The organism is Yersinia mollaretii ATCC 43969, assembly GCF_013282725.1.
Taxonomy (GTDB): Bacteria; Pseudomonadota; Gammaproteobacteria; order Enterobacterales; family Enterobacteriaceae; genus Yersinia; species Yersinia mollaretii.
This window is the reverse complement of the sequence record NZ_CP054043.1, coordinates 2,045,957-2,068,989: the sequence shown is the minus strand read 5'-3', so window position 1 is coordinate 2,068,989 and position 23,033 is coordinate 2,045,957. Positions and strand designations below refer to the sequence as shown.

Sequence of the window (23,033 nt, the reverse complement as noted above, 5' to 3'; positions counted from 1 at the left end):
TGAGTTAGCCAACATCACTATTATGACGATAACTTTGCTAAATACTGCTGATACGAGACCCAATCAAACGCAGGACCGGGGTCTGTTTTGCGTTCTGGCGCAATATCACTGTGCCCCGTCACCCGATCTACGGTTATCGGATAATAGGCAAATAGCAGCGCACTTATCTTATGCAGGCTGTGATATTGCGCGGGCGTAAACGGTAACACATCCGTTCCTTCCAGCTCGATTCCAATAGAAAAATCGTTACACTGCTCACGTCCGGCAAAGGCGGATACCCCCGCGTGCCAAGCTCGTTTATCAAACGGAACATATTGGATAACTTCGCCATCACGGCGAATCAGACAGTGGGCTGAAACTCGCAAGTGAACGATATCAGCGAAATAGGGATGTTCATCAGCATTGAGTGTGCCAGTGAATAACTGATCGATATACGGGCCACCAAACTCACCGGGAGGTAAACTGATATTATGGATCACCAGCAGTGAAGGCACTTCACCCTCTGGACGCTGATCGAAATGGGGGGAGACAACCCGTTTAGCCCCTGAAATCCAGCCATTTTCTAGCTGCCAGTCATTTTCTAACTGCATAGTTTATCTAAGCTCCCTAATAGTACAGTTCTGTCGGCTCTTTTATGGCACTTCAGCCAGCAACAGAGTAGCATGTTTGGACTACTATCCATCCGCCATTTCGGAGTTTTCTATGCCGACCCGCAGCTACAATGCTGACAGCCGCCGTGCCGAGCTATTGGAACGAATTCAACGTGATATACCTTCAATTGTCGCTCAAGCTTTGAGTGAAGACCTCGGTGGTGAGGTCAATGCAGACCGCGATCTCACGGCACAATTGCTGCCAGCAGATAAACAGGCCAGTGCCACTGTCATTACCCGTGAACCGGGTATTTTTTGTGGTCAGCGCTGGTTGAATGAAGTGTTTATTCAACTGGGTGCTCAAGTTTCAGTTGAATGGCTCGTTAATGACGGAGACAAACTGACGGCGAATCAGACGCTTTGTCATCTGACTGGCCCTGCCCGTATCTTGCTCACCGGTGAACGTACTGCACTCAACTTCCTGCAAACTTTATCGGGTGTCGCAACTGAAGTTAGCCGCTATGTTGCGGAGCTCTCCGGGTTACATACGCAGCTACTTGATACCCGAAAAACGTTACCGGGCCTACGAACTGCCTTGAAGTATGCGGTTCTCTGTGGCGGCGGTAATAACCACCGGCTCGGTTTGTCTGATGCTTTTCTTATCAAAGAAAACCACATTATTGCTGCTGGTTCGATTAAAGAAGCTGTGACCAAAGCGTTTTGGATACATTCCGATGTCCCTGTCGAAGTTGAAGTTGAATCCCTTGATGAGTTACAACAAGCACTGGAAGCCGGTGCAGACATCATTATGCTGGATAACTTCACCATTCCCATGATGCGTGATGCCGTCCAGATGCGTGATGAACATGCCAAAACTCAGGAAAGTGCTCAATTGGAAGTCTCCGGCAATGTGACACTAGAAACACTACGAAGCTATGCTGAAACAGGCATTGACTTCATTTCAGTCGGTGCACTGACCAAGCATATTACGGCTTTAGACCTCTCTATGCGCTTTCAATAACCCTAACAAATTATTCTCGGCGGATCTCCGTCAATAACAGACTCAAGTTCTGTTTTGCGAGCGCCGCCGAGGTTATCTGTGATGCCATTGTAATAACCTAAATATCCGGCAGTACGCTTCGCAAATCGATGTCATGCCCCTTTTCCCTCGACTTAAAAATCTGCACTCTTGCCTCGTTTTCTCAAACACAAGGAGAGTGGTAAATGACTAATCAACGAGGTTTTACATTAATTGAACTAATGGTGGTGATCGCAATAATCGCAGTTCTCAGCGGTATTGGTATCCCTTCCTATCAACGTTACATGCAAAAAGCAGCACTCACCGATATGTTACAGAGCATCGTCCCCTACAAGATGGCGGTAGAACTTTGCGCACTGGAACATGCCAAGCTTGATGGCTGCAATGCAGGTAGTAACGGAATACCTACGGGGCAACCCTCGCGTTATGTCAATGCAACAACTATTGATAAAGGGGTGATTACACTGACAGGCCAGCAGACACTCGACGGTCTAACTCTGGCAATGTCACCCACATTAAATCGCAGCGGCAATATAACTTGGTCGAGAACCTGTAGCGCAGCCGATGACAGCCTTGCTGATAGCTGTAAAACCGTATTCCGTTTCAATGATAAGGCGGCATCAAATGACTGAGCGCATAGCATCCCCGATTGAGGCGATCAGTGATGAATTGCACATACTCTGTCGCCGTCATAGAACAATAGCGCTAAAACTCGATGGTAAAAATCTCTCCATCGCCTCATCTGGCCCAGTGAATGATGAATTATTAACTGCGCTACGTTTTACTTGTGGCCGTAAAATCAGAGTGGAATATTGGCCGGAAGCCAAGATTGAGCAGTCGTTGAATCTCGCGCTTTCAGCCAAAGAACAGCGAAGCAACGGAATAGATCCCACAAATCACCCTCAAAGCACACCCCAACATGAGGGTGAGCGGCAGGGAGGCACCTCATCAAATCAACCATTACAGGATCTGGAGGAAAACCTGCTTGATAATGAGAGCAATATTCCGGTTATCAAATTTATCCATCAAACTCTCTGGCTAGCGATTCAAAAGCGCGCATCAGATATTCATTTGGAACCTTATCAGCATCGTTATCGCATCCGTTTCAGAATTGACGGGGTATTACATGAATCCCCAGCGCCTCCAACTGAGTTAGTGTGCCGAATCAGCAGTTGTCTGAAAGTGATGTCAAAATTGAATATCGCAGAAAAACGGTTACCGCAAGATGGTCAGCTAAATCTACATCTGAATGGCACTCGCTACTCAATGAGAATAGCGACTCTTCCAGTGCAGTATGGTGAAAAAGTGGTGCTACGCATCCTTAACATGCAGCAGCAATCGACATTGGAAAAGCTCGGTTTACCCAAAATAGCGGTCCAACAATTAACGCGGGCTTTATCAGCTCCGCAAGGATTGATACTGGTCACTGGCCCGACAGGTAGTGGTAAAACAGTGACACTTTATTGCAGCCTGGGGCACCTTAATCAGCCGCAAAGAAATATCTGTAGCGTTGAAGATCCCACCGAGATCCAGGTTGATGGTATTAATCAAACTCAGACCAACAGTAAGATTGGACTAGATTTCTCTCATGTATTACGTGCGATGTTACGTCAGGATCCCGATGTCGTTATGCTCGGTGAAATTCGTGACAATGAAACCGCAGAAATAGCCGTTAAAGCAGCACTAACCGGGCATCTGGTACTCTCAACACTGCATACTAACTCAACAGCAGAAACATTGATGCGCCTGACTCAAATGGGAATAGAGCGTCACCTCATTGCCTCGAGCCTGAGCTTAGTTATTGCCCAACGCCTCGTTCGCAAACTCTGCATACATTGCCGACAAGCATCTCCAAACCTTTTTCACCCCCCAACAGAAGCACGGGCGGCACCATTGCAACATTATCAAGCTCGAGGCTGCGAGCACTGTTGTGCGGGTTATTATGGCCGGACGGGAGTCTACGAGATGCTCAATATCACCCCACAAATACAACAAGCCTTGCTCAATAATGTTAGCCCAGCAGAACTCACGCGAATGGCGCGGGATCAGGGGCAAAAAACATTACTCTCCGCAGGTCTAGCGTTGGTCGAAAGTGGCGTCACCACTCTTGAGGAGATTAATCGTGTTGTCGGGTTTTTAGCAGAAGCTGAGGCAACACCGTGAGCCAGCAACGCTTATTCTATTGGAGAGCAATTGGGACTTCAGGGCAATTACAAACCGGTACAATACTGGCGACAGAGAGAAACATTGTCTACGAGCATATGTTCCGTCATGGGTTGCAACCACTCGGCATTAAAGGCGGTAAGCGGTTATCGGCTAGCTATTGGCGAGGGGAACGTTTGATTGTCGTTACCCGACAGTTAGCGACATTGCTGCAAGCAGGCTTGCCTTTGGTCAATAGCTTGCAGTTGCTTGCAAAAGAGATGGATGCCCTTCCGTGGCGATGCTTATTACAGGAGATCAACCAGCAGGTCTCACAGGGCCAATCATTATCCGAAGCAATGGCACATTACCCACGAATTTTTCCGCAATTATACCCCCCGGTGATTGCCATGGGAGAGTTAACAGGAAATCTTGAACAGTGTTGTATTCAGTTGGTAGAGCATCAGGAACGGCAGCAAAAATTACAAAAGAAAGTGGTCAAGGCGCTAAAATATCCCGTGTTTGTTTGCATCATTGCGTTGGTTGTCAGTGTTGTTATGCTGGTAATGGTGCTGCCTGAATTTGCACAAATTTATCAATCATTTGATACGCCACTGCCTGCGTTGACTGCCTCGCTTCTTTCAATATCAGCATTCCTGACTGATTATGGTCCATGCATCGCCATAGTATTGATATCACTTTGTAGCGGGTATCTTTATGCACGGCGCCATAAAGCTCAGTGGCAAATATGGGAACAAAAATTTTTATTACGCATCCCATTAGTCGCTGCATTAATACGTGGCAGTTGTCTTAGCCAAATTTTTCAAACATTGGCTATCACTCAACATGCAGGATTACCACTGACAGCAGGATTAGATGCAGCGCTTCTTTCCATCAGCAACGATACCTATCGGCAATCACTACTGCATATTCAAAAGCAGATAAATCAAGGTGATCCTTTGTATACAGCCCTTGATCAACACCATTTATTTCCCCCATTGTGTCAACAACTGGTACGAGTGGGCGAAGAGTCAGGCGCTCTGGATGTACTATTGGATAAGCTGGCTGATTGGCATCAGCAACAAACGCAAGATTTGGCTGATAATCTCACTCAAATGTTAGAGCCACTCTTGATGCTGATTATTGGCGGTATTGTTGGCGTTCTAGTGATAGCGATGTATTTACCGATATTCCAGTTAGGAGATGTTATCGGGTAGACGAGGTCGCTTGAGGAGAGCTTTCGAGTGCAGTGATAGGAGAAAATGTGATTAAAAAGGGCGCTATGCTAATGACGCCCTTTTCATATCAATGAATAGCCTTCAGGCATTCATTGACCATGGTATCCAGAAAGAAATCATCGTTGGATAGTTAGGTATTAATTACTGCCAAATACGCGGTTTTCTTGCTCTGCCACACGGATAAAAGTGGTGCGTTTGGTCAGCTCTTTTAAGTGTGAAGCACCCACGTAAGTGCATGCTGAACGCAGACCGCCCATAATGTCACGTACTGTGTTATCTACGGAACCGCGTAATGGTAACTTCACCGTTTTACCTTCTGCTGCACGATACTCAGCAACACCGCCTACATGGCGTTTCATCGCAGATTCAGAGCTCATACCATAGAACAACATGAATTTCTCGCCGTTCTCTTCAACAACACGACCTTCACACTCATCATGTCCAGCCAGCATGCCACCCAACATAACAAAGTCAGCGCCGCCGCCAAATGCTTTAGCAACATCACCCGGTACTGAACAACCGCCATCACTGACAATCTGCCCACCCAGGCCATGTGCCGCATCAGCGCATTCAATAACAGCAGACAATTGAGGATAGCCAACCCCAGTTTTCACTCGCGTAGTGCATACTGAGCCAGGCCCAATACCGACTTTAACGATATCAGCACCCGAGAGAATCAGCTCTTCTACCATCTCGCCAGTAACCACATTACCCGCACAGATCACTTTATCTGGACAAGCTTCGCGCGCTCTTTGCAAGAAGGCAACAAAATGCTCTGAGTAGCCGTTAGCCACATCAATACAGATAAATTTTAAAGCAGGTGACAACGCCAAAATTTGTTTCATTTTGTCGAAATCAGCAGATGAAGTGCCCGTTGAGACCATGACATGGCGCAATACTGATTCAGGAACACGTTTCACAAACTCGCCCCACTGCTCAACAGTGTAGTGCTTATGAACAGCGGTAAGAACATCGAATGAGGCCAAGACTTCAGCCATGCGGAAGGTGCCAACAGTATCCATATTAGCGGCGATGATAGGTACACCGGACCAATTCCAACCTGAATGTTTGAAGGTAAACTGGCGTTCCAACTCCACTTCAGAGCGACTTTTCAGTGTTGAACGTTTAGGACGGATTAACACATCTTTGAAACCTAACTTCAAACCTTCTTCAATACGCATGGCTTATTATTTCCTGGTTAGTGGCGATAGATCGCAATATTGATCGGGCGTAAATCACGCCATCCCAGTGAAGCTATCATACGCATGAATAATTCTTCGGCAAGACTGCGAATTCACCTTTATTTAGGCTACAATCCCACAAATTACCTGAAGAGTCGAAGCCCCCCCCCTCTCTCTATACCCACTTCACGTATTTTCCCACGCAGTTCAAATAGAATGCACTCCTTGCTATGCCTGAGCACCTGCTTTCAGATACAATTCGGCCACTCACTAACAGCATGCAAGGCTAGGCAATGACCTATATTGTGGCTCTCACCGGCGGGATTGGCAGCGGCAAAAGTACCGTAGCAAATTTATTCGCCCATTTTGATGTGCCCCTTATTGATGCTGATATCATTGCCCGTCAAGTCGTTGAACCGGGAATGCCCGCTTTAGCTGCTATTGCGTCCCGTTATGGTGAAACTATTTTGCAAGCTGATGGCACACTGAATCGCGCTGCATTGCGCGAAAAAATTTTCAGTGAGCCGCATGAAAAAGCATGGTTAAATTCACTATTGCATCCACTCATTCAGCAAGAAACTCAACGCCAGCTTGCAGAAATAAAGACCCCCTACGTACTGTGGGTTGTCCCTTTGCTGGTTGAAAATGGTTTACATCACCGTGCTAATCGTGTGTTAGTGATAGATGTGGCACCTGAAATACAACTCGCTCGAACGATGGCGAGAGATGGTATTACCCGTCAACAGGCAGAACATATTTTAGCATCACAGGCTTCGCGTCAGCAGCGGCTGGCCTGTGCTGATGACATTATTGACAATAGCGGCGATCCATTGATTATCGCCCCGCAAGTTGCTTCATTACATCAGCAATACTTAAAATTAGCAGCAGCGGCCCAACAGGATCCACATCGATGAGTGACCTCACCTCAACAATATTATTTGAACACCCGCTCAATGAAAAAATGCGCACCTGGCTGAGAATGGAGTTTTTACTACAGCAATTAGAAAGCCAATGTTCATTAGATAATATCGCCAGTGCGTTAACATTTTTCCGTACTGCATCTGATTTAATTGATGTTCTTGAGCGTGGTGAAGTGCGTACTGATTTGCTCAAAGAGCTTGAGCGCCAACAACAGAAATTACAGCAATGGACTGATATGCCCGGTGTTGATATGTCGTTAGTGGATACCCTGCGCAGTCAGCTAAAAAACCGAGCATCAGTATTGATGTCAGCACCCCGTATTGGGCAAGCATTGAAAGAAGACCGCTTAATCAGTGTTGTTCGCCAACGTCTGAGTATTCCCGGCGGTTGCTGTAGTTTTGATTTACCCACTTTACACACTTGGCTGCACCAGCCACAGGAACAACGCAATCAGCATATTGGTAAATTGCTGGCAAGTTTAGTCCCACTCAATCAGTCGCTGACCATCATTTTAGATTTAATTCGCCAGTCTGGCCCGTTACGTCCACAAATCAGTTTGAATGGCTTCTTCCAAGATAATGCGGAAGGCGCAGACCTACTCAGGTTACGACTGCCGCTGGATCCGCAGCTATACCCGCAGATTTCTGGTCATAAAACAAGATATGCAATTCGCTTCTTACCACTCGACAGCGAAAATGGTACTGTGCCAGCCCGTTTATCGTTTGAATTAGCCTGCTGCTGATTTGGTTATAATGATACCCAATAGATTTCAAGGGGTACAAGGTGGCAAACCTTTTTACCTGCCACTTGAAAGATAAAAGGTATTAATAGATTTTAGGAGAGAACATGGAACCCGAAGTCATCGAGGTTAATTGCCCAACTTGTGGGAAAATCGTTGTTTGGGGCGAGCAAAGCCCCTATCGCCCTTTCTGTTGCAAACGTTGTCAGCTTATTGACTTAGGTGAGTGGGCAGACGAAGAAAAACGCATATCCAGTAGTGGTGAGTTATCTGACAGTGATGAATGGAGTGAGGAAGAACCGCCTAAGCACTGATACCGCACCCAAAATGGAGCAAACAGCCCCCTGCTCCATTTCAGTCATAATGCGGCGTATGCTATGCCGTGAGTAAGTTAATGATTACTGCATTAGCCGGTGGAAACTCTTCGGCCAACAATTCTGATTGCCTCACCCAGCGCGTCGGTTGCCCTTCGCGACCAAAAGGTTCGCCGTCCCATGCTTCGACTAAATAGAAGGTTAATGTCACGATACGATCAGTAAAAGTATGCTCCAGAACTTTGAGTAAAGTCGCTTTCTGCACCACAATCCCGGTTTCTTCCAACAGTTCACGTTTTAAAGCTAGCTCCGGCGTTTCACCTTGTTCAATCTTCCCGCCTGGGAACTCCCAAAAGCCCTCCATATGGGAGCCAGCCGCGCGCCGGGTAATAAAAATTTCTTGTTGGACGTTGCGAATAATCCCTACCGCAATGTGTAAATGTTTCAATTCTATCTCTCCTGATCAGAACGCTGACTCATCTAGCCTTCTGGTGGCTTGATCTAAGGTAGACCAACAAAAAGCCAAAATAAAGGGCGGTAATTAGCCGCCCTTATTGTCAGTATAACCGTGGCCTAAATATTACTGTAGGCTACCATGACACTGTTTGTATTTTTTGCCTGAACCACATGGGCACGGATCGTTACGACCCACTTTGCGCTCAAGATTGGCGGCAACATTGATCTCTTCCTGTGACATCAATGCGCTATTGTCAGACTGATGGCTCAATTGCTGCTGTTTAGCCAAACGCTCAGCTTCTTCACGGCGCTGTACTTCCAATGCTTCTACCTCTTCTGGCATCCGCACCTGTACTTTGCTCAGCACGCTAATCACTTCATATTTCAGTGATTCCAGCATGGCGGCAAACATCGCGAAGGATTCACGCTTATATTCCTGCTTAGGATCTTTTTGCGCATAACCACGCAAATGGATGCCTTGACGCAGGTAATCCATTGCAGCCAAATGCTCTTTCCACAAGGAATCAAGCGTTTGCAGCATTACGCCTTTTTCGAAATTGCGCATCATTTCAATGCCAACAACTTCTTCTTTGCGGTGATAGACTTCGATCGCCTGCTGAAGAATACGTTCACGTAATGTCTCTTCATGCAGTTGTGGTTCATCTTCCAACCATTTTGCAATCGGCATATCCAGATCGAAATCATTTTTCAGGCGCTGTTCTAGCCCTTCAACATCCCACATTTCTTCCAGTGATTGGGTTGGAATGTAGCCATCGATAACTGTTTTGAAGACATCTTCACGGATGCTGTTAATAGTTTCGCTAACATCGGATACGTCCAGCAGCTCGTTACGTTGGCTGTAGATAGCGCGGCGCTGGTCACTAGCCACATCATCATATTCCAGTAATTGCTTACGAATATCGAAGTTACGGCTTTCAACTTTACGCTGTGCGTTGGCAATGGCCTTGGTTACCCATGGATGCTCAATGGCTTCGCCAGGCTTCATCCCCAGCTTACGCATCATGCCAGACACGCGGTCAGAGGCAAAAATACGCATCAGGGCATCTTCCATTGATAGGTAGAAGCGTGATGAACCCGCATCACCTTGACGACCTGCACGACCACGTAACTGGTTATCGATACGGCGTGATTCATGACGCTCAGTACCAATGATGTGCAAACCACCTGATGCCAATACTGCATCATGGCGAATCTGCCATGCCGCTTTGATGGCTGCGATTTGATCTTCAGTCGGATCTTCTAGCAGGGCAATCTCACTCTGCCAGCTACCACCCAGCACGATGTCAGTACCACGGCCAGCCATGTTGGTTGCGATGGTTACCGCGCCCGGTTGACCCGCTTGAGAAACGATATCCGCTTCCATTGCGTGGAATTTGGCGTTCAGAACTTTGTGCTCAATGCCCGCTTTGGTTAACTCAGCGGATACCACCTCAGATTTCTCAATCGAGATGGTCCCGACCAACACGGGCTGACCATTCGCAGTACGCTCACGGATATCTTCGATGATCGCGCCGATTTTTTCCTGCTCAGTCATATAGACCAAATCAGCCAAATCTTTACGAATCATTGGGCGGTTAGTAGGGACAACAATGGTATCCAGCTTGTAGATTGAGCTAAATTCAAAGGCTTCGGTATCTGCTGTGCCGGTCATACCGGCCAGCTTTTCGTACAAACGGAAGTAGTTCTGGAAGGTGATGGAAGCCAGCGTTTGGTTCTCGTTCTGAATTTCCACGCCTTCTTTTGCTTCAATCGCCTGATGCAGACCATCTGACCAGCGACGCCCTTGCATGGTACGGCCGGTGTGTTCGTCGACGATGATAACTTCGCCGTCTTTCACAATGTAATCAACATCGCGGGTAAACAGCACATGCGCACGCAGCGCTGCCGTCACATGGTGCATCAACATAATGTTCGTTGGAGAATAGAGCGACTCGCCCTCTTCCATAATGCCCGCTTCCACCAGCATCTGTTCAATCAGAATCAAACCACGTTCTGTCAGGTGAACCTGACGTGATTTTTCGTCCACTGAGAAGTGGCCTTCACCCTGGAAGGTATCCGAATCTTCTTTTTCCTGACGAATCAGTTTTGGAATCAGCTTGTTAACCCGAATATACATCTCAGAACTATCTTCAGCAGGGCCAGAGATAATCAGCGGAGTACGGGCTTCATCGATCAAGATGGAGTCAACCTCATCCACCAGCGCATAATGAAGCTTACGCTGCACACGCTCTTCCGGGCTGAATGCCATATTGTCGCGCAGATAGTCAAACCCGTATTCGTTGTTCGTACCGTAGGTGATATCCGCAGCATAAGCGGCACGCTTGGCAGGTGCCGTCATATTCGGCAAGTTGATACCCACACTCAGGCCAAGGAATTCGAACAATGGACGGTTATTTTCGGCGTCACGCTGAGCCAAATAGTCGTTGACGGTCACCACATGAACACCACGGCCACTTAACGCATTGAGGTAAGCGGGCAGCGTCGCGGTCAATGTTTTACCTTCACCCGTACGCATTTCAGCAATACAGCGCTCATTCAGGACCATACCGCCGAGCAGCTGTACGTCGAAGTGGCGCATACCAAACACACGTTTACTGGCCTCGCGTACCACAGCAAACGCCTCGGGAATCAAGGTTTCCAGTACAGCACCTTTTGCCAGACGCTCACGGAATTCGTCTGTTTTGGCGCGAAGTTCGGCGTCGGTCAGCTTTTCAACTTCAGGTTCCATGCGGTTGATAAGCTCAACCACCTTGCGCATACGGCGCAGTGTACGATCGTTACGGCTGCCAAAAACTTTGGTTAATAATTTGATTAGCATGATTCTTTATATCTCTTACAAGACCACCAAACCGGCGGTCAAAGGTTGCATAAAATGGGGGTAGATCAAGAGAATTAACTGAAATTGGCAGGTCCGGCGCGGATGCCTTGCACTTGTGCAAGCCAAAGCCCTGGTTTGTGTAACGAAAGAACAGGTCGTTTAACCTGTTCAGTATAGCGAATGATTGCAGGTGGCTTAAACTCGTGCGTCAGGAGCGCATTCAGTGTATCTAGCAACGCAAGCTGCTGAATTTGTGATGGTTCTACCTGTTCGACTTCTGCGGATTCTTGCGCTCTGGTATAAACCGCTTGAGGTGCCAGCGCAAATGAGAGGTGACGAATAACCGTGCGCAGTGCATGCTGTTGCCAGTAGTCTACGCTGAATGAAGGGCGACGATGCATATCATGCAGCAATGCCAAACTGTTAAAGTTTGTCGCAGCATGATTCTGACGGCTTTGGCTGGATGATGTGTTCGGTATCGCGGTTTGATCGGGTACGCCAGACAGATTTGAAGGCACGCCAAGACTCGCCGCGACCATCCCCAATAAGAGATGCGGCCAGAAATAACGTCTACCAAATTGTCGCCAACGATTTAGAATACCGATCACGAGTTTAAAATCCGCCGGAGCCTTGTCAATGCGTGAAAACCGCCCACAATTATTAGATGTTCTGTTCGATGATGCGGTTGCAGCAGAAAATGGACCGCTACATAACGTACAACAACGCGCGACTGCACTGTTAAAACTTAACCGTGCGGTAAAAGGATTACTCCCTTCACAATTGCAGCCGTGGTGCCGTGTTGCTAACTATCGACAGAGTGTTTTAGTGCTAGAAACCGCGAATGCCAGCTGGTTAATGCGCTTACGTTATGAGCAACCCGCTTTACTTTCTGCACTACGAGCGCAAATTCTACCATCATTGTCTTCAATCGACATCAGGATTAATCCATCGTTAATGGCTAAGGGTCATAACCTGACTCAAGATGCCGCAAAATCGTCGGAAAATCTTGGGAAATCTCCGCCATTACGCCATTTAAGTTTGGAAAGTGCTAAGGAATTAAGAGGATTAGCGAGCCGTAGCCCTGAGAAATTGAGGACGATATTGGAACGATTAGCTGCGTTGGCCGGAGAGAGTGCCAACGCAACCAAAAGTGATGGTGATAAATAGCCTTAGTAAGCTAATACCGTAGACGGTGCTTTGAATGCCAATGGCATTTCAGCTTCGTCTTGGAACGTCACAAATTCCCAAGCTTCTTGCTTCGCTAAAACCGCTTGCAACAGCTTGTTATTTAAAGCATGACCCGATTTGTACGCCGTAAATGCGCCAATAATATTATGGCCACACATAAACAGGTCACCAATCGCATCCAGCATTTTGTGACGAACAAACTCATCTTCGAAGCGCAGACCATCTTCATTTAATACGCGGTAATCATCTACCACGATGGCACAATCGAAACTACCGCCCAGGCACAAACCACGGGACTGTAGATACTCGATATCGCGCATGAAACCAAAAGTACGTGCACGACTAATTTGACGGACGAATGAATCGGCCGAAAAATCCAGACGGTAACGTTGAGTACTTGAGTCAATCGCCGGGTGATTAAAATCAATAGTGAAATCTAAACGGAATCCATTGAATGGAGACAATTCAGCCCATTTATCACCGTCTTCAACCCGTACTGTCTCTTTCAGACGCAAGAATTTCTTCGCAGAGTTTAACTCTTCGATACCCGCATCTAACAGCAAGTACACGAATGGACTGGCACTACCGTCCATGATCGGTACTTCGGGAGCGTTAACTTCAATAATAATGTTATCAATCCCTAACCCTGCCAAAGCAGCGTTGAGATGCTCAACAGTAGAAATACGCACGTCATGCTCATTGACCAGGCAAGTACAGAGCATGGTATCACGCACGGATTTTGCATCTGCCGGAAAATCAACCGGTGGATTCAAGTCAGTGCGACGATAGATGACCCCGGTATTAGCCGGCGCGGGTCGCATTGTTAGCGTGACTTTTTTACCGGTGTGCAAACCGACGCCAGTCGCCTGAACAATACGTTTTAAAGTCCTTTGTTTGATCATCGTTTTATCTCGCAATGTTATCCATCCTACCGACCTAGCTTATAACAAGATCGGCGGGACAGTTTAGCACAAAGAGCGGAGATTCCAATATTTTCGGAAATTAGTCGGCTTGCTTGCGCAAAAATGCCGGAATATCCAAATAATCGGGCTCTTTATTGGTTTGAGCAGTAGGGTCATTAACCACTTTAGCCGCAGGTTTAACTTCCTGAGGCAAAGGTGACATGCCATGCTGCTGGTAACGGTGGTCCATCACAGGCTGAGTCTGTTTGTTGGTCACCAGAGTAATTTCAGGACGTTTATCCATCCCGATACCGGTTGCCACCACAGTGACGCGCAGTTCGTCATTCATTTCCGGGTCTAACGATGTACCGATAACCACGGTCGCATTGTCGGACGCGAATGCACGAATGGTATTACCCACAGTTTCGAATTCATCCAAACGCAAATCGAAACCAGCAGTGATGTTGACCAGCACGCCACGAGCACCAGACAGGTCGATATCTTCCAGCAACGGGCTGGAAATCGCCATTTCTGCTGCTTCTTCCGCACGATCTTCACCACAAGCCACACCGGAGCCCATCATGGCATAACCCATTTCGGACATCACGGTGCGCACGTCAGCAAAGTCGACGTTCATCAGACCTGGGCGGGTGATCAGCTCAGCGATACCCTGAACAGCGCCTTTCAATACGTCGTTAGCCGCACCGAATGCATCCAGTAAAGAGATGCCACGACCCAGAACTTTCAGCAACTTATCGTTCGGAATAGTGATCAGTGAGTCCACATGTTTGGACAACTCAGCTATACCCTGCTCAGCAAACGCCATGCGTTTTTTGCCTTCAAAATTGAAAGGCTTGGTTACCACGGCTACGGTCAGGATACCCAACTCTTTTGCGACTTCGGCAACCACAGGGGCAGCGCCCGTACCTGTACCACCGCCCATACCTGCGGCGATAAAGACCATGTCCGCGCCTTCAAGAGCAGCACGCAGAGCTTCACGGTCTTCTTCAGCTGAATTGCGGCCCACTTCTGGGTTCGCACCAGCACCCAAACCTTTGGTAATACCGCTACCGATCTGGATGGTTTGGCCGACAGCCGTCTTACGTAGCGCCTGAGCGTCTGTATTAACGGCAAAGAATTCAACACCTTCGATGCGCTCGCGCACCATGTGTTCGACGGCATTGCCACCGCCACCACCGACGCCGATGACTTTAATCACCGCGTCATTGGTTAGTTCCATAGGTTCAAACATAGTTTCTCTCCGTTTTGTGCCTGTCGCTTCGAGATCAAAAAATATGTTCAGCTTGATCTCTTTGTTGAAACATTAAAACTCTTTTCTCAGCCAGCTATTGATACGTTTAAACCAATTGCCCACTGAGGCACGTTTTTCTACTTCTGACTCACCACTGAGGTGAGACTCTTTACCGTAATGCAACAATCCAACAGCAGTGGAGTAATAGGGTTCCTGTGCATAATCCGTCAGCCCGGTGATATTGAGCGGTTGACCGATGCGAACCTGGGCATGGAACACCCGTTGTGCGCATTCAGCCAGACCATCAATTTGTGCCGCACCGCCCGTCAGCACGATACCGGCTGCCAGATGATGCTTCACGCCTTGCTGACGCAGTTGCTCCTGCAATTGTAAAATCTCGTCGTTAACCAAATTCAGCAACTCGGTGTAGCGTGGTTCTATAACCTCCGCGAGCGTCTGTCTTTGCAGACTACGGGGAGGGCGTCCGCCAACACTTGGCACTTCTACACTTTCGTCCTTGCTGACTATCGACCCGAGCGCACAGCCGTGTCGAACTTTAATCGCTTCCGCATCTGTTGGCGGTGTACCGAAGGCATAAGCTATGTCGCTGGTGACCACATTCCCGGCGTAAGGGATCACTTTGGTGTGCCGTAACGCGCCACCGGTATAGACCGCCATATCCATAGTGCCACCGCCGATGTCGACCACACAGACACCTAGCTCACGTTCATCTTCAGTCAATACGGCATAACTTGCGGCCAAACCGGCGAAGATAAGTTGGTCCACTTTGAGGCCACAACGTTCAACCGCTTTGACGATATTTTTTGCCATATCGTTATGGCAGGTAATCAGGTGCACTTTGGCCTGCATCCGCACACCAGAAAGACCGACAGGATTTTTGATGCCTTCCTGATAATCGATGGCATATTCCTGCGGAATAACATGCAGGATGCGATGCTCATCACGCACACGCACCGACTTCGCGGTATGCACTACGTTCTCTACATCTTCCTGAGTTACTTCTTCTTCTGAAATAGGAACCATCCCTATTTCATTCTGACAACTGATATGTTTACCCGATAACGCCAAATAAACAGATGAAATTTGGCAATCTGCCATTAACTCAGCCTGATCGATAGCGCGCTGAACGCATTTCACTACCGATTCAAGGTCGTTAACCCCACCCTTATCCATGCCACGGGATGGGCAGCTGCCTACCCCAATAATATTGACCATGCCATCGGGCAGAACTTCCCCTACCAATGCGGAGACCTTTGCCGTTCCGATCTCAAGACCTACTACCAATTTTCTGTCCGTCGACTTGATCATTGTTGTTTTGCCTGTGCCTGATTCTGTTGCGGATTACTGTTCTGCTGGCCATTTATCGGTGGCTCACCACCCTGACTGCCGATGAATACCGGAGCCCAACCTATTGCCGCCCCTGTCTCATACCGCAAATCTATATAACTGACGCGTTTATCTGGCTGCTGTTGCAACAGCGGATATAACTCGATGAAACGTTGTAAACGCCCCATCCGGTCATCCCGTCCCAGCTCCAGCCGAACATCATTATCTAAGGCCAACTGCCAAGAATGTCGGGCGCTCATCGCCACCATTTTTAGCTGATACTTGTTGGCCGCTAACACCTTGCTCATTACCCGGTAGCCTTCCAGAACATCCTGTTCACTGCCTTCCGGGCCATACAGTAGTGGCAATGTCTGTTTGCCCATTCGCTCAGAAGGCACACTGAATGACCGCCCCTGCTCATCAACCATATGCAAATCATTCCAGCGGGCAAAGGGCACATACTCCACCAGATGGATTTTCAGCTCATCCGGCCACTGTTTACGCACACTGGCCTGTTGAATCCAAGGTAACCGCTCAATCTGTTGCTGGATGATATTCACATCCTGCGTCATAAACGTACCCGGTGCGCCCAATGCCAGAATCGCCTGACGAATATCATCATTGGTGGTGTAATGGCGCTCACCGGTCACCACCAGTTTCGACAGCGGTAGCCGACTGGCGTCTTTCATCCAACCCACCACCACCCAACCACCCCAGAGGATGGTCCCGAGCACCATCAGCAGGAAAACTAATCCTGCCAATTGGCCTCCGTTACTGCGCCGGGCTGCGGTATTTTCAGCCGCGCGTTCACGCGCATTCAGGGCAGCTTGTGACATCTCAGTCAGCCAACGTCAGAATTCGGGCCACCAACTGGGAGAAACTCAACCCATATTGGCGGGCTGCCATCGGCACTAAACTGTGGCTAGTCATACCCGGTGAAGTGTTCACCTCAAGCAGATAAAAATTGCCGTCACTGTCTTGCATCACATCAACACGACCCCAACCACTGCAACCCAGCGCCTGATAAGCCTGTAATGCCAATGCCGCTAATTGTTGTTCTAACTCAGTGCTCAGGCCGCTTGGGCAGAAGTACTGTGTTTCGTCTGACAAATACTTAGCTTCATAATCATAAAACACGCCGGGTACTTGAATTCGGATAGACGGTAAAACGTCATCGCCGAGTATTCCCACGGTAAATTCCGGGCCGCTCAGCCATTTTTCAATCAGCACATCAGTGTCATGGCGGAATGCTTCCACCAGCGCACCCTGTAACTCATTGGCGTGATCTACCTTGCTCATACCGACACTGGAGCCTTCATGGCTTGGCTTCACGATTAACGGCAGGCCAAGCTTAGCCACACGTGCCGCCAATTCGTCTGGCGAAAGTGTTTCAAACTGTTGGCGATTCAACGCAACATAAGGCGAAATCGGTAAACCCAGCGCCTGCCACACCCATTTAGTGCGCAATTTGTCCATGGTCAGGGCGGAGGCCATTACGCCGCTGCCGGTATAAGGCAGGCCCAGAAACTCTAAAACGCCTTGTAAGGTACCATCTTCGCCACCACGGCCATGTAAGGCGATAAATACCTTATCAAAACCCTGTTCTTTAAGCTGAGTTACCGGAAAGTCTTTGGTATCAACGCCATGTGCGTCGATGCCAGCTTCTCGCAGGCCCGCTAAAACCGCCTGACCGGATAGCAATGACACTTCACGTTCAGCGGAGGTTCCCCCCAGCAGTACCGCAACTTTCTCAGCCATGATGTTCCTCGTTTTTTATCTGTGGCTGCAATTTAAGCTCAGCCAATTTACGGGCAATTTTACCAATGTTACCTGCGCCCTGAACCAGAATAAGATCATCGCCATTCAGCACTTGCGCCAATACTTCTGGTACGGTTTCACTGTCTGAAACCAAAATCGGGTCTAACTTGCCACGATTACGGATGGTGCGGCATAACGAGCGGCTATCAGCACCGGGGATCGGCGCTTCACCTGCGGCATACACATCCAACATCAGCAAAACATCAACTTGCGATAACACATTAGCAAAATCGTCGTACAAGTCGCGGGTGCGGGTATAGCGGTGCGGCTGGAAAACCATCACGATGCGTTTATCCGGCCACCCAGCACGCGCGGCTTTGACGGTGGCATCCACTTCCGTTGGGTGATGACCGTAATCATCCACCAGCATCGCACTACCCTCTTTGCCATTGACCAGTGCCAGTGGGAAGTTGCCGAGGAAATCAAAACGGCGACCTGTCCCCTGAAACCCTGCCAGCGCACTCAGGATATCCTCGTCCTCAATGCCCTCTTCCGTCGCCACAGCTATCGCCGCCGCTGCATTCAGCGCGTTGTGACGACCCGGTGCATTCAAGGTCACGGTCATCAATGGCTTATCCAAGCGCTTGATCGTGAAGTGCCCCTGTGGACCTTCTTGGCGATAACTGGCGATCTGTACATCGGCATCGTCGCTAAAACCATAAGTGGTGATGTGACGGCCAACACGTGGCAACAACTCGCGCACGACAGGATCATCGATACACATCACCGCACGGCCATAGAATGGCAAATTGTGCAAAAAGTTAATAAATGTCTGTTTTAAGTTCTCGAAGTCGCCCTGATAGGTATCCATGTGGTCGGCTTCAATATTGGTGACAATCGCCACCATTGGCTGCAAATGCAGGAATGATGCATCACTTTCATCCGCTTCGGCTATCAGATAACGGCTAGAACCCAAACGCGCGTGTGTCCCCGCCGCTTTCACCAGCCCACCATTCACAAAGGTCGGATCTAAACCCGCTTCAGCATAAATGCTGGAAACCATGGCGGTCGTGGTGGTTTTGCCGTGAGTGCCTGCAACGGCAATCCCATGGCGATAACGCATCAGTTCAGCCAACATTTCTGCGCGGCGGATCACCGGAATACGCGCCTCGCGAGCCGCGACAATCTCTGGGTTGTCCGCAGAGATTGCCGTTGAAACCACCACCACACTGGCATCTAACACGTTTTCTGGACGGTGATGGAAATAGATCTGTGCGCCCAATGAAGCCAAATGCTGAGTGACCGGGTTGGGTGCCAAATCTGAACCACTAATCTGATAACCTTCGTTTGCCAACACTTCAGCGATACCACCCATACCAGCACCACCAATGCCGATAAAGTGAATGTGCCGGACGCGGCGCATCTCGGGCACGATAGTTCGTAGTTTCGCCAGTTGCTGTGTATTCACGTTTCTCTTCACTTTTTGTCTGTTGCACATCTATGGCCGGCATTCGCTGCCCACCATTCATTATCTCTATCTATGTCACTTACTGACAGCGACCACTTCAGCCGCCACACGCTCTGTCGCGTCAGGAATCGCCACGGTTCTTGCTCGCTCAGCCATCGTCAGTAAGGTTGCACGATCCCAATCAGCGAGTAGGCTGCTCACCGCTTGCGCGGTAAATTGCGGCTGCTCGATGATTTTGGCGGCCCCCGCTTTCTCCAGCGGCAGTGCATTCCAATATTGCTGCCGATCTTTATGTTGAAATGGCACAAATATCGCCGGTAACCCTGCGGCAGCCACTTCGCTAACAGTCAGTGCGCCTGAGCGGCAAACCACCACATCAGCCCAAGCATAGGCGGCCGCCATATCATCGATAAATTCGACAACCTGATGTTGATCCCCCTGCCCTGCTTGCTGGTAAGCCTGCAAGACGTCGGACAATGCACCTTTACCTACCTGATGCCAAAGCGTGATCTGCTCACCCAGTGTTGCAGCCACTTGCGGCATCGTTTGGTTCAGTACCCGCGCGCCCTGACTGCCACCGATGACCAATACGCGAATCGGCCCTTCACGGCCCGCCAAACGCTCAGCCGGCAGTGGCAATGCCAATACATCAGTGCGAACCGGATTACCCACCACATCGGCATCGGGGAATGCGCCCGGAAATGCCTGCAAAACCTTCTTCGCGATTCTCGCCAGCCAGCGGTTAGTCAAACCGGCAATGCCGTTTTGCTCATGCAACACCACCGGAATACCACACAGCCATGCCGCCAAACCACCGGGGCCGGAAACATAGCCGCCCATGCCCAGCACCACATCGGGCTGATAATCACGCATGATTTTCTTCGCCTGACGCACCGCGCGATAAATCCGCACTGGAGCTGTCAGTTGGGCCATCAGCCCCTTACCGCGCAAACCTGAAATCTGGATGAAATCAATCTCAATGCCATGTTGGGGGACTAATGACGCTTCCATTCGGTCTGCAGTGCCTAACCAGCGCACCTGCCAGCCTTGCGCCATCAAATGATGTGCCACGGCCAAACCGGGGAAGACATGCCCCCCAGTGCCACCGGCCATCACCATTAAACGCTTGGTCTTCCCACTCATCGGGCACTCCTTACAAACGCTTGGGCTTTTGCCAAACGTGTTTCAAAATCAATACGTAACAACAGCACTATCGCGGTTGACATAATAATCAGGCTCGAACCACCGTAACTTATCAGTGGCAATGTCAAACCTTTGGTCGGCAACATCCCAGCCGCAGCCCCAACGTTAACCAGTGCCTGAAAGCTAAACCAAACGCCAATTGAGCAGGCCAAAAAGCCAGAAAATCGCTGATCTATCTCTAATGCGCGACGCCCGATGGACATAGCACGAAAAGCGACGAAGAATACCATTAACAATGCAAGAACCACACCGAAATACCCGAGTTCTTCGCCTAAAATCGAGAAAATGAAGTCGGTATGGGCTTCCGGTAAATACTCCAGTTTCTGCACTGAATTCCCTAAGCCTTGCCCCCAGAATTCACCGCGCCCAAATGCCATCAGTGACTGGGTTAACTGGTAACCGCTACCAAATGGATCAGCCCACGGGTTCCAGAATGAGGTAACGCGGCGCATACGGTAGGGTTCGGCAACAATCAGCAGACAAACCGCAAAAACACCGGAGCCGATAATCGCCAGAAACTGCCACATTTTGGCCCCAGCCAAAAACAGCATCGCTAGCGTGGTGACAAACAGCACCACCACGGTGCCTAAATCGGGCTGTGCCAGCAGTAGCACCGCCAGAATGACCATCACGCCCATCGGTTTACAGAAGCCCCAAAAGTTACTGCGGACCTCCTCGACCTTGCGGACCAAATAGCTCGCAAGATAACAAAATAGTGACAGCTTGGATAACTCTGCGGGCTGAATACGCAGCGGCCCCAATGCAATCCAGCGTGATGCACCGTTGACCGAACTACCCACAACCAACACCACCAAGAGCATCACAAGTGAAATCAATAGCATAATATTGCTGTAGCGCTGCCAGACCGCCATCGGGATGCGCAACGTCACCAGCGATAGACCAAAAGCCAGCGCCAAATAGAGCGCGTCACGTTTAGCAAACAGGAATGGGTCACTGGCCAGACGTTGACCAATTGGCATTGAGGCCGAGGTCACCATCACAAAACCGATGATCGCCAAACCGAATGTCAGCCACAGCAAGGTTCTGTCGTAAAGCACCATGCTGGTGGTGTCGCTCTCCCGCGATCCCATCACAAAATGTTTTACGCTATTAAACAGCCCCAGCCCTGGCACCCGCATCAGCCCAGCTCCTCTGCCAAACGCGCAAACTCATCACCACGTTGCTCGAAGCTGCGGAATTGGTCCAAGCTGGCGCAGGCAGGTGACAACAACACCATGTCTCCCGGTGCCAGATTTTTCGACAGCAAAACCATTGCCTGCTCCATCGTCTCGGTTAATTGAGAGACCTCAGGGCGCAGTGCGGCCAACTCTTCGCCATCACGACCAAAACAGTAAACTTTGATTTGGTCACCTTGCAAAAAGCGCGTCAATCCAGAGAAATCAGCGGACTTGCCGTCGCCGCCCAGTAATAAATGCAAGGTGCCATCAACCTGTAAACCCTCTAACGCCGCTTCAGTGCTGCCCACATTGGTCGCTTTCGAGTCATTAATCCAGCGCACACCATTGTGCTCAAACACCAGTTGGAAGCGATGTGGCAGGCCAGTAAATGTGGTCAATGCCTTCAAGCTGGATGAACGCGGGATACCCACAGCATCAGCCAGCGCCAGTGCCGCCAGCGCATTAGTGTAGTTATGACGCCCAGTGAGTTTCATCTCACGGGTATTCAGCACTTTCTCACCCTGCACTCGCAGCCAGATTTCGCCCTGCTGCTTATTGAGGTGATAATCACCCACATCGACCCCAAAACTGATGCAGCGGCTATCAGCACCACGCACTGGCATGGTCAGCGCGTCATCGGCATTCACGACACAAACTTTAGCGTTTTCATACACCCGCAGCTTAGCTGCACGATATTGCTGCAAACCGAACGGATAACGATCAGTGTGATCTTCCGTCACGTTCAGTATGGTGGCCGCACTGGCCCGTAAGCTCGTGGTGGTCTCCAACTGGAAGCTGGACAGCTCTAACACCACCAATTGGTTCTCTTGTTTCAACAGCGTGAGGGCCGGAACGCCAATGTTGCCACCGACACCCACCTGCCAACCCGCCGCTTTCGCCATCTCGCCGACTAGGGTGGTCACGGTGCTTTTACCGTTAGAGCCGGTAATCGCCACGATAGGGGCTGGGTTCTCACGGCAGAACAGTTCGATATCACCAACAATTTCAACCCCCGCATCAGCGGCATCACTTAACGCGGGGTGTGCCAGTGCAATACCGGGGCTAGCAACAATCAAGTCGGCATCCAGCAGCCACTGCGGATTCAGGCCACCGACATGGCGCTCAATACTTTCGGGTAACTTGTCCAGCCCGGCAGGGTTGATTCGGGTATCCATCACACGCGGCGTAACACCGCGCGCCATAAAGAAATCAACGCAGGAAAGGCCGGTTAGCCCCAGCCCGATAATGACGACTTTTTTACCCTGATAATCAACCATA

The 23,033-nt window shown here is 49.5% G+C and carries 22 protein-coding genes; 8 read left to right on the top strand and 14 right to left on the bottom strand.

What is annotated here, in order from left to right; all coding sequences use genetic code 11:
• Window positions 1–20: 20 nt before the first annotated feature.
• Window positions 21–590, bottom strand: coding sequence for a 1,6-anhydro-N-acetylmuramyl-L-alanine amidase AmpD (gene ampD / locus HRD69_RS09190; protein ID WP_004875545.1), 570 nt, complete (start codon window positions 588–590; stop codon window positions 21–23).
• A gap of 112 nt (window positions 591–702) precedes the next feature.
• Here ampD and nadC point away from each other — a divergent pair, with 112 nt between their 5' ends.
• The 4 genes from nadC (at window position 703) to hofC (ending at window position 4,988) form a co-directional block, all read left to right on the top strand.
• On the top strand, window positions 703–1,611 hold the full coding sequence (gene nadC, locus HRD69_RS09185; protein WP_004875546.1) for a carboxylating nicotinate-nucleotide diphosphorylase: 909 nt from the start codon (window positions 703–705) through the stop codon (window positions 1,609–1,611).
• Between the two features lie 203 nt (window positions 1,612–1,814).
• Window positions 1,815–2,261, top strand: a complete 447-nt coding sequence (ppdD, locus tag HRD69_RS09180) for a prepilin peptidase-dependent pilin (protein ID WP_032814694.1) — start codon at window positions 1,815–1,817, stop codon at window positions 2,259–2,261.
• Window positions 2,254–3,792 (top strand): type II secretion system protein GspE, encoded by a 1,539-nt coding sequence (gene gspE, locus HRD69_RS09175; protein WP_032814696.1) that lies wholly within the window; start codon window positions 2,254–2,256, stop codon window positions 3,790–3,792. Before ppdD ends, gspE begins: the two co-directional genes overlap by 8 nt.
• Window positions 3,789–4,988 (top strand): protein transport protein HofC, encoded by a 1,200-nt coding sequence (gene hofC, locus HRD69_RS09170; RefSeq protein WP_032814698.1) that lies wholly within the window; start codon window positions 3,789–3,791, stop codon window positions 4,986–4,988. The genes gspE and hofC overlap by 4 nt, the downstream gene beginning before the upstream one ends.
• Window positions 4,989–5,146: 158 nt before the next feature.
• Here hofC and HRD69_RS09165 read toward each other — a convergent pair whose 3' ends face one another.
• Window positions 5,147–6,190 carry a GMP reductase gene (locus tag HRD69_RS09165; protein WP_004875550.1) on the bottom strand — a complete coding sequence of 348 codons (1,044 nt, stop codon included), beginning with the start codon at window positions 6,188–6,190 and terminating at the stop codon, window positions 5,147–5,149.
• A 293-nt stretch (window positions 6,191–6,483) separates the two neighbouring features.
• Between HRD69_RS09165 and coaE the strand changes: the two genes are divergently transcribed.
• From coaE to yacG, 3 genes are all read left to right on the top strand, one after another.
• Window positions 6,484–7,104 carry a dephospho-CoA kinase gene (coaE, locus tag HRD69_RS09160; protein WP_004875551.1) on the top strand — a complete coding sequence of 207 codons (621 nt, stop codon included), beginning with the start codon at window positions 6,484–6,486 and terminating at the stop codon, window positions 7,102–7,104.
• Window positions 7,101–7,853 carry a cell division protein ZapD gene (gene zapD, locus HRD69_RS09155; RefSeq protein ID WP_032814700.1) on the top strand — a complete coding sequence of 251 codons (753 nt, stop codon included), beginning with the start codon at window positions 7,101–7,103 and terminating at the stop codon, window positions 7,851–7,853. The genes coaE and zapD overlap by 4 nt, the downstream gene beginning before the upstream one ends.
• A gap of 104 nt (window positions 7,854–7,957) precedes the next feature.
• The gene (gene yacG, locus HRD69_RS09150; RefSeq protein ID WP_032814702.1) at window positions 7,958–8,164 is read left to right on the top strand and encodes a DNA gyrase inhibitor YacG; all 207 of its coding nucleotides are present in this window, start codon (window positions 7,958–7,960) and stop codon (window positions 8,162–8,164) included.
• Window positions 8,165–8,225: 61 nt separating this feature from the next.
• On the opposite strand, the gene mutT is transcribed toward yacG, so the two are convergent.
• The 3 genes from mutT to secM form a co-directional block, all read right to left on the bottom strand.
• Window positions 8,226–8,612 (bottom strand): 8-oxo-dGTP diphosphatase MutT, encoded by a 387-nt coding sequence (mutT, locus tag HRD69_RS09145; protein WP_004875553.1) that lies wholly within the window; start codon window positions 8,610–8,612, stop codon window positions 8,226–8,228.
• A gap of 132 nt (window positions 8,613–8,744) precedes the next feature.
• Window positions 8,745–11,459, bottom strand: a complete 2,715-nt coding sequence (secA, locus tag HRD69_RS09140) for a preprotein translocase subunit SecA (protein ID WP_004875554.1) — start codon at window positions 11,457–11,459, stop codon at window positions 8,745–8,747.
• Between the two features lie 74 nt (window positions 11,460–11,533).
• Window positions 11,534–12,067, bottom strand: coding sequence for a secA translation cis-regulator SecM (gene secM / locus HRD69_RS09135; protein ID WP_004875555.1), 534 nt, complete (start codon window positions 12,065–12,067; stop codon window positions 11,534–11,536).
• Between the two features lie 28 nt (window positions 12,068–12,095).
• On the opposite strand from secM, the gene HRD69_RS09130 reads away from it, so the two are divergent.
• On the top strand, window positions 12,096–12,626 hold the full coding sequence (locus HRD69_RS09130; RefSeq protein WP_004875556.1) for a DUF721 domain-containing protein: 531 nt from the start codon (window positions 12,096–12,098) through the stop codon (window positions 12,624–12,626).
• A 2-nt stretch (window positions 12,627–12,628) separates the two neighbouring features.
• On the opposite strand, the gene lpxC is transcribed toward HRD69_RS09130, so the two are convergent.
• The 9 genes from lpxC to murD form a co-directional block, all read right to left on the bottom strand.
• A complete protein-coding gene (lpxC, locus tag HRD69_RS09125; protein ID WP_004389005.1) occupies window positions 12,629–13,549 on the bottom strand; it encodes a UDP-3-O-acyl-N-acetylglucosamine deacetylase in 921 nt (306 codons plus the stop codon).
• Window positions 13,550–13,649: 100 nt separating this feature from the next.
• Window positions 13,650–14,801, bottom strand: a complete 1,152-nt coding sequence (gene ftsZ, locus HRD69_RS09120) for a cell division protein FtsZ (RefSeq protein ID WP_004389003.1) — start codon at window positions 14,799–14,801, stop codon at window positions 13,650–13,652.
• A gap of 72 nt (window positions 14,802–14,873) precedes the next feature.
• Window positions 14,874–16,130, bottom strand: coding sequence for a cell division protein FtsA (ftsA, locus tag HRD69_RS09115; RefSeq protein WP_002210431.1), 1,257 nt, complete (start codon window positions 16,128–16,130; stop codon window positions 14,874–14,876).
• Window positions 16,127–16,984 carry a cell division protein FtsQ gene (ftsQ, locus tag HRD69_RS09110; protein ID WP_004875557.1) on the bottom strand — a complete coding sequence of 286 codons (858 nt, stop codon included), beginning with the start codon at window positions 16,982–16,984 and terminating at the stop codon, window positions 16,127–16,129. Before ftsQ ends, ftsA begins: the two co-directional genes overlap by 4 nt.
• A 1-nt stretch (window position 16,985) precedes the next feature.
• Window positions 16,986–17,906 (bottom strand): D-alanine--D-alanine ligase, encoded by a 921-nt coding sequence (locus tag HRD69_RS09105; protein WP_032814703.1) that lies wholly within the window; start codon window positions 17,904–17,906, stop codon window positions 16,986–16,988.
• Window positions 17,899–19,374, bottom strand: a complete 1,476-nt coding sequence (gene murC / locus HRD69_RS09100) for a UDP-N-acetylmuramate--L-alanine ligase (RefSeq protein ID WP_004875559.1) — start codon at window positions 19,372–19,374, stop codon at window positions 17,899–17,901. Before murC ends, HRD69_RS09105 begins: the two co-directional genes overlap by 8 nt.
• A gap of 75 nt (window positions 19,375–19,449) precedes the next feature.
• Window positions 19,450–20,517, bottom strand: a complete 1,068-nt coding sequence (gene murG / locus HRD69_RS09095) for an undecaprenyldiphospho-muramoylpentapeptide beta-N-acetylglucosaminyltransferase (protein WP_032814705.1) — start codon at window positions 20,515–20,517, stop codon at window positions 19,450–19,452.
• A complete protein-coding gene (gene ftsW, locus HRD69_RS09090) occupies window positions 20,514–21,716 on the bottom strand; it encodes a cell division protein FtsW (RefSeq protein ID WP_032814706.1) in 1,203 nt (400 codons plus the stop codon). The genes murG and ftsW overlap by 4 nt, the downstream gene beginning before the upstream one ends.
• Window positions 21,716–23,032, bottom strand: coding sequence for a UDP-N-acetylmuramoyl-L-alanine--D-glutamate ligase (gene murD / locus HRD69_RS09085; protein WP_004875561.1), 1,317 nt, complete (start codon window positions 23,030–23,032; stop codon window positions 21,716–21,718). The genes ftsW and murD overlap by 1 nt, the downstream gene beginning before the upstream one ends.
• Window position 23,033 lies beyond the last annotated feature (1 nt).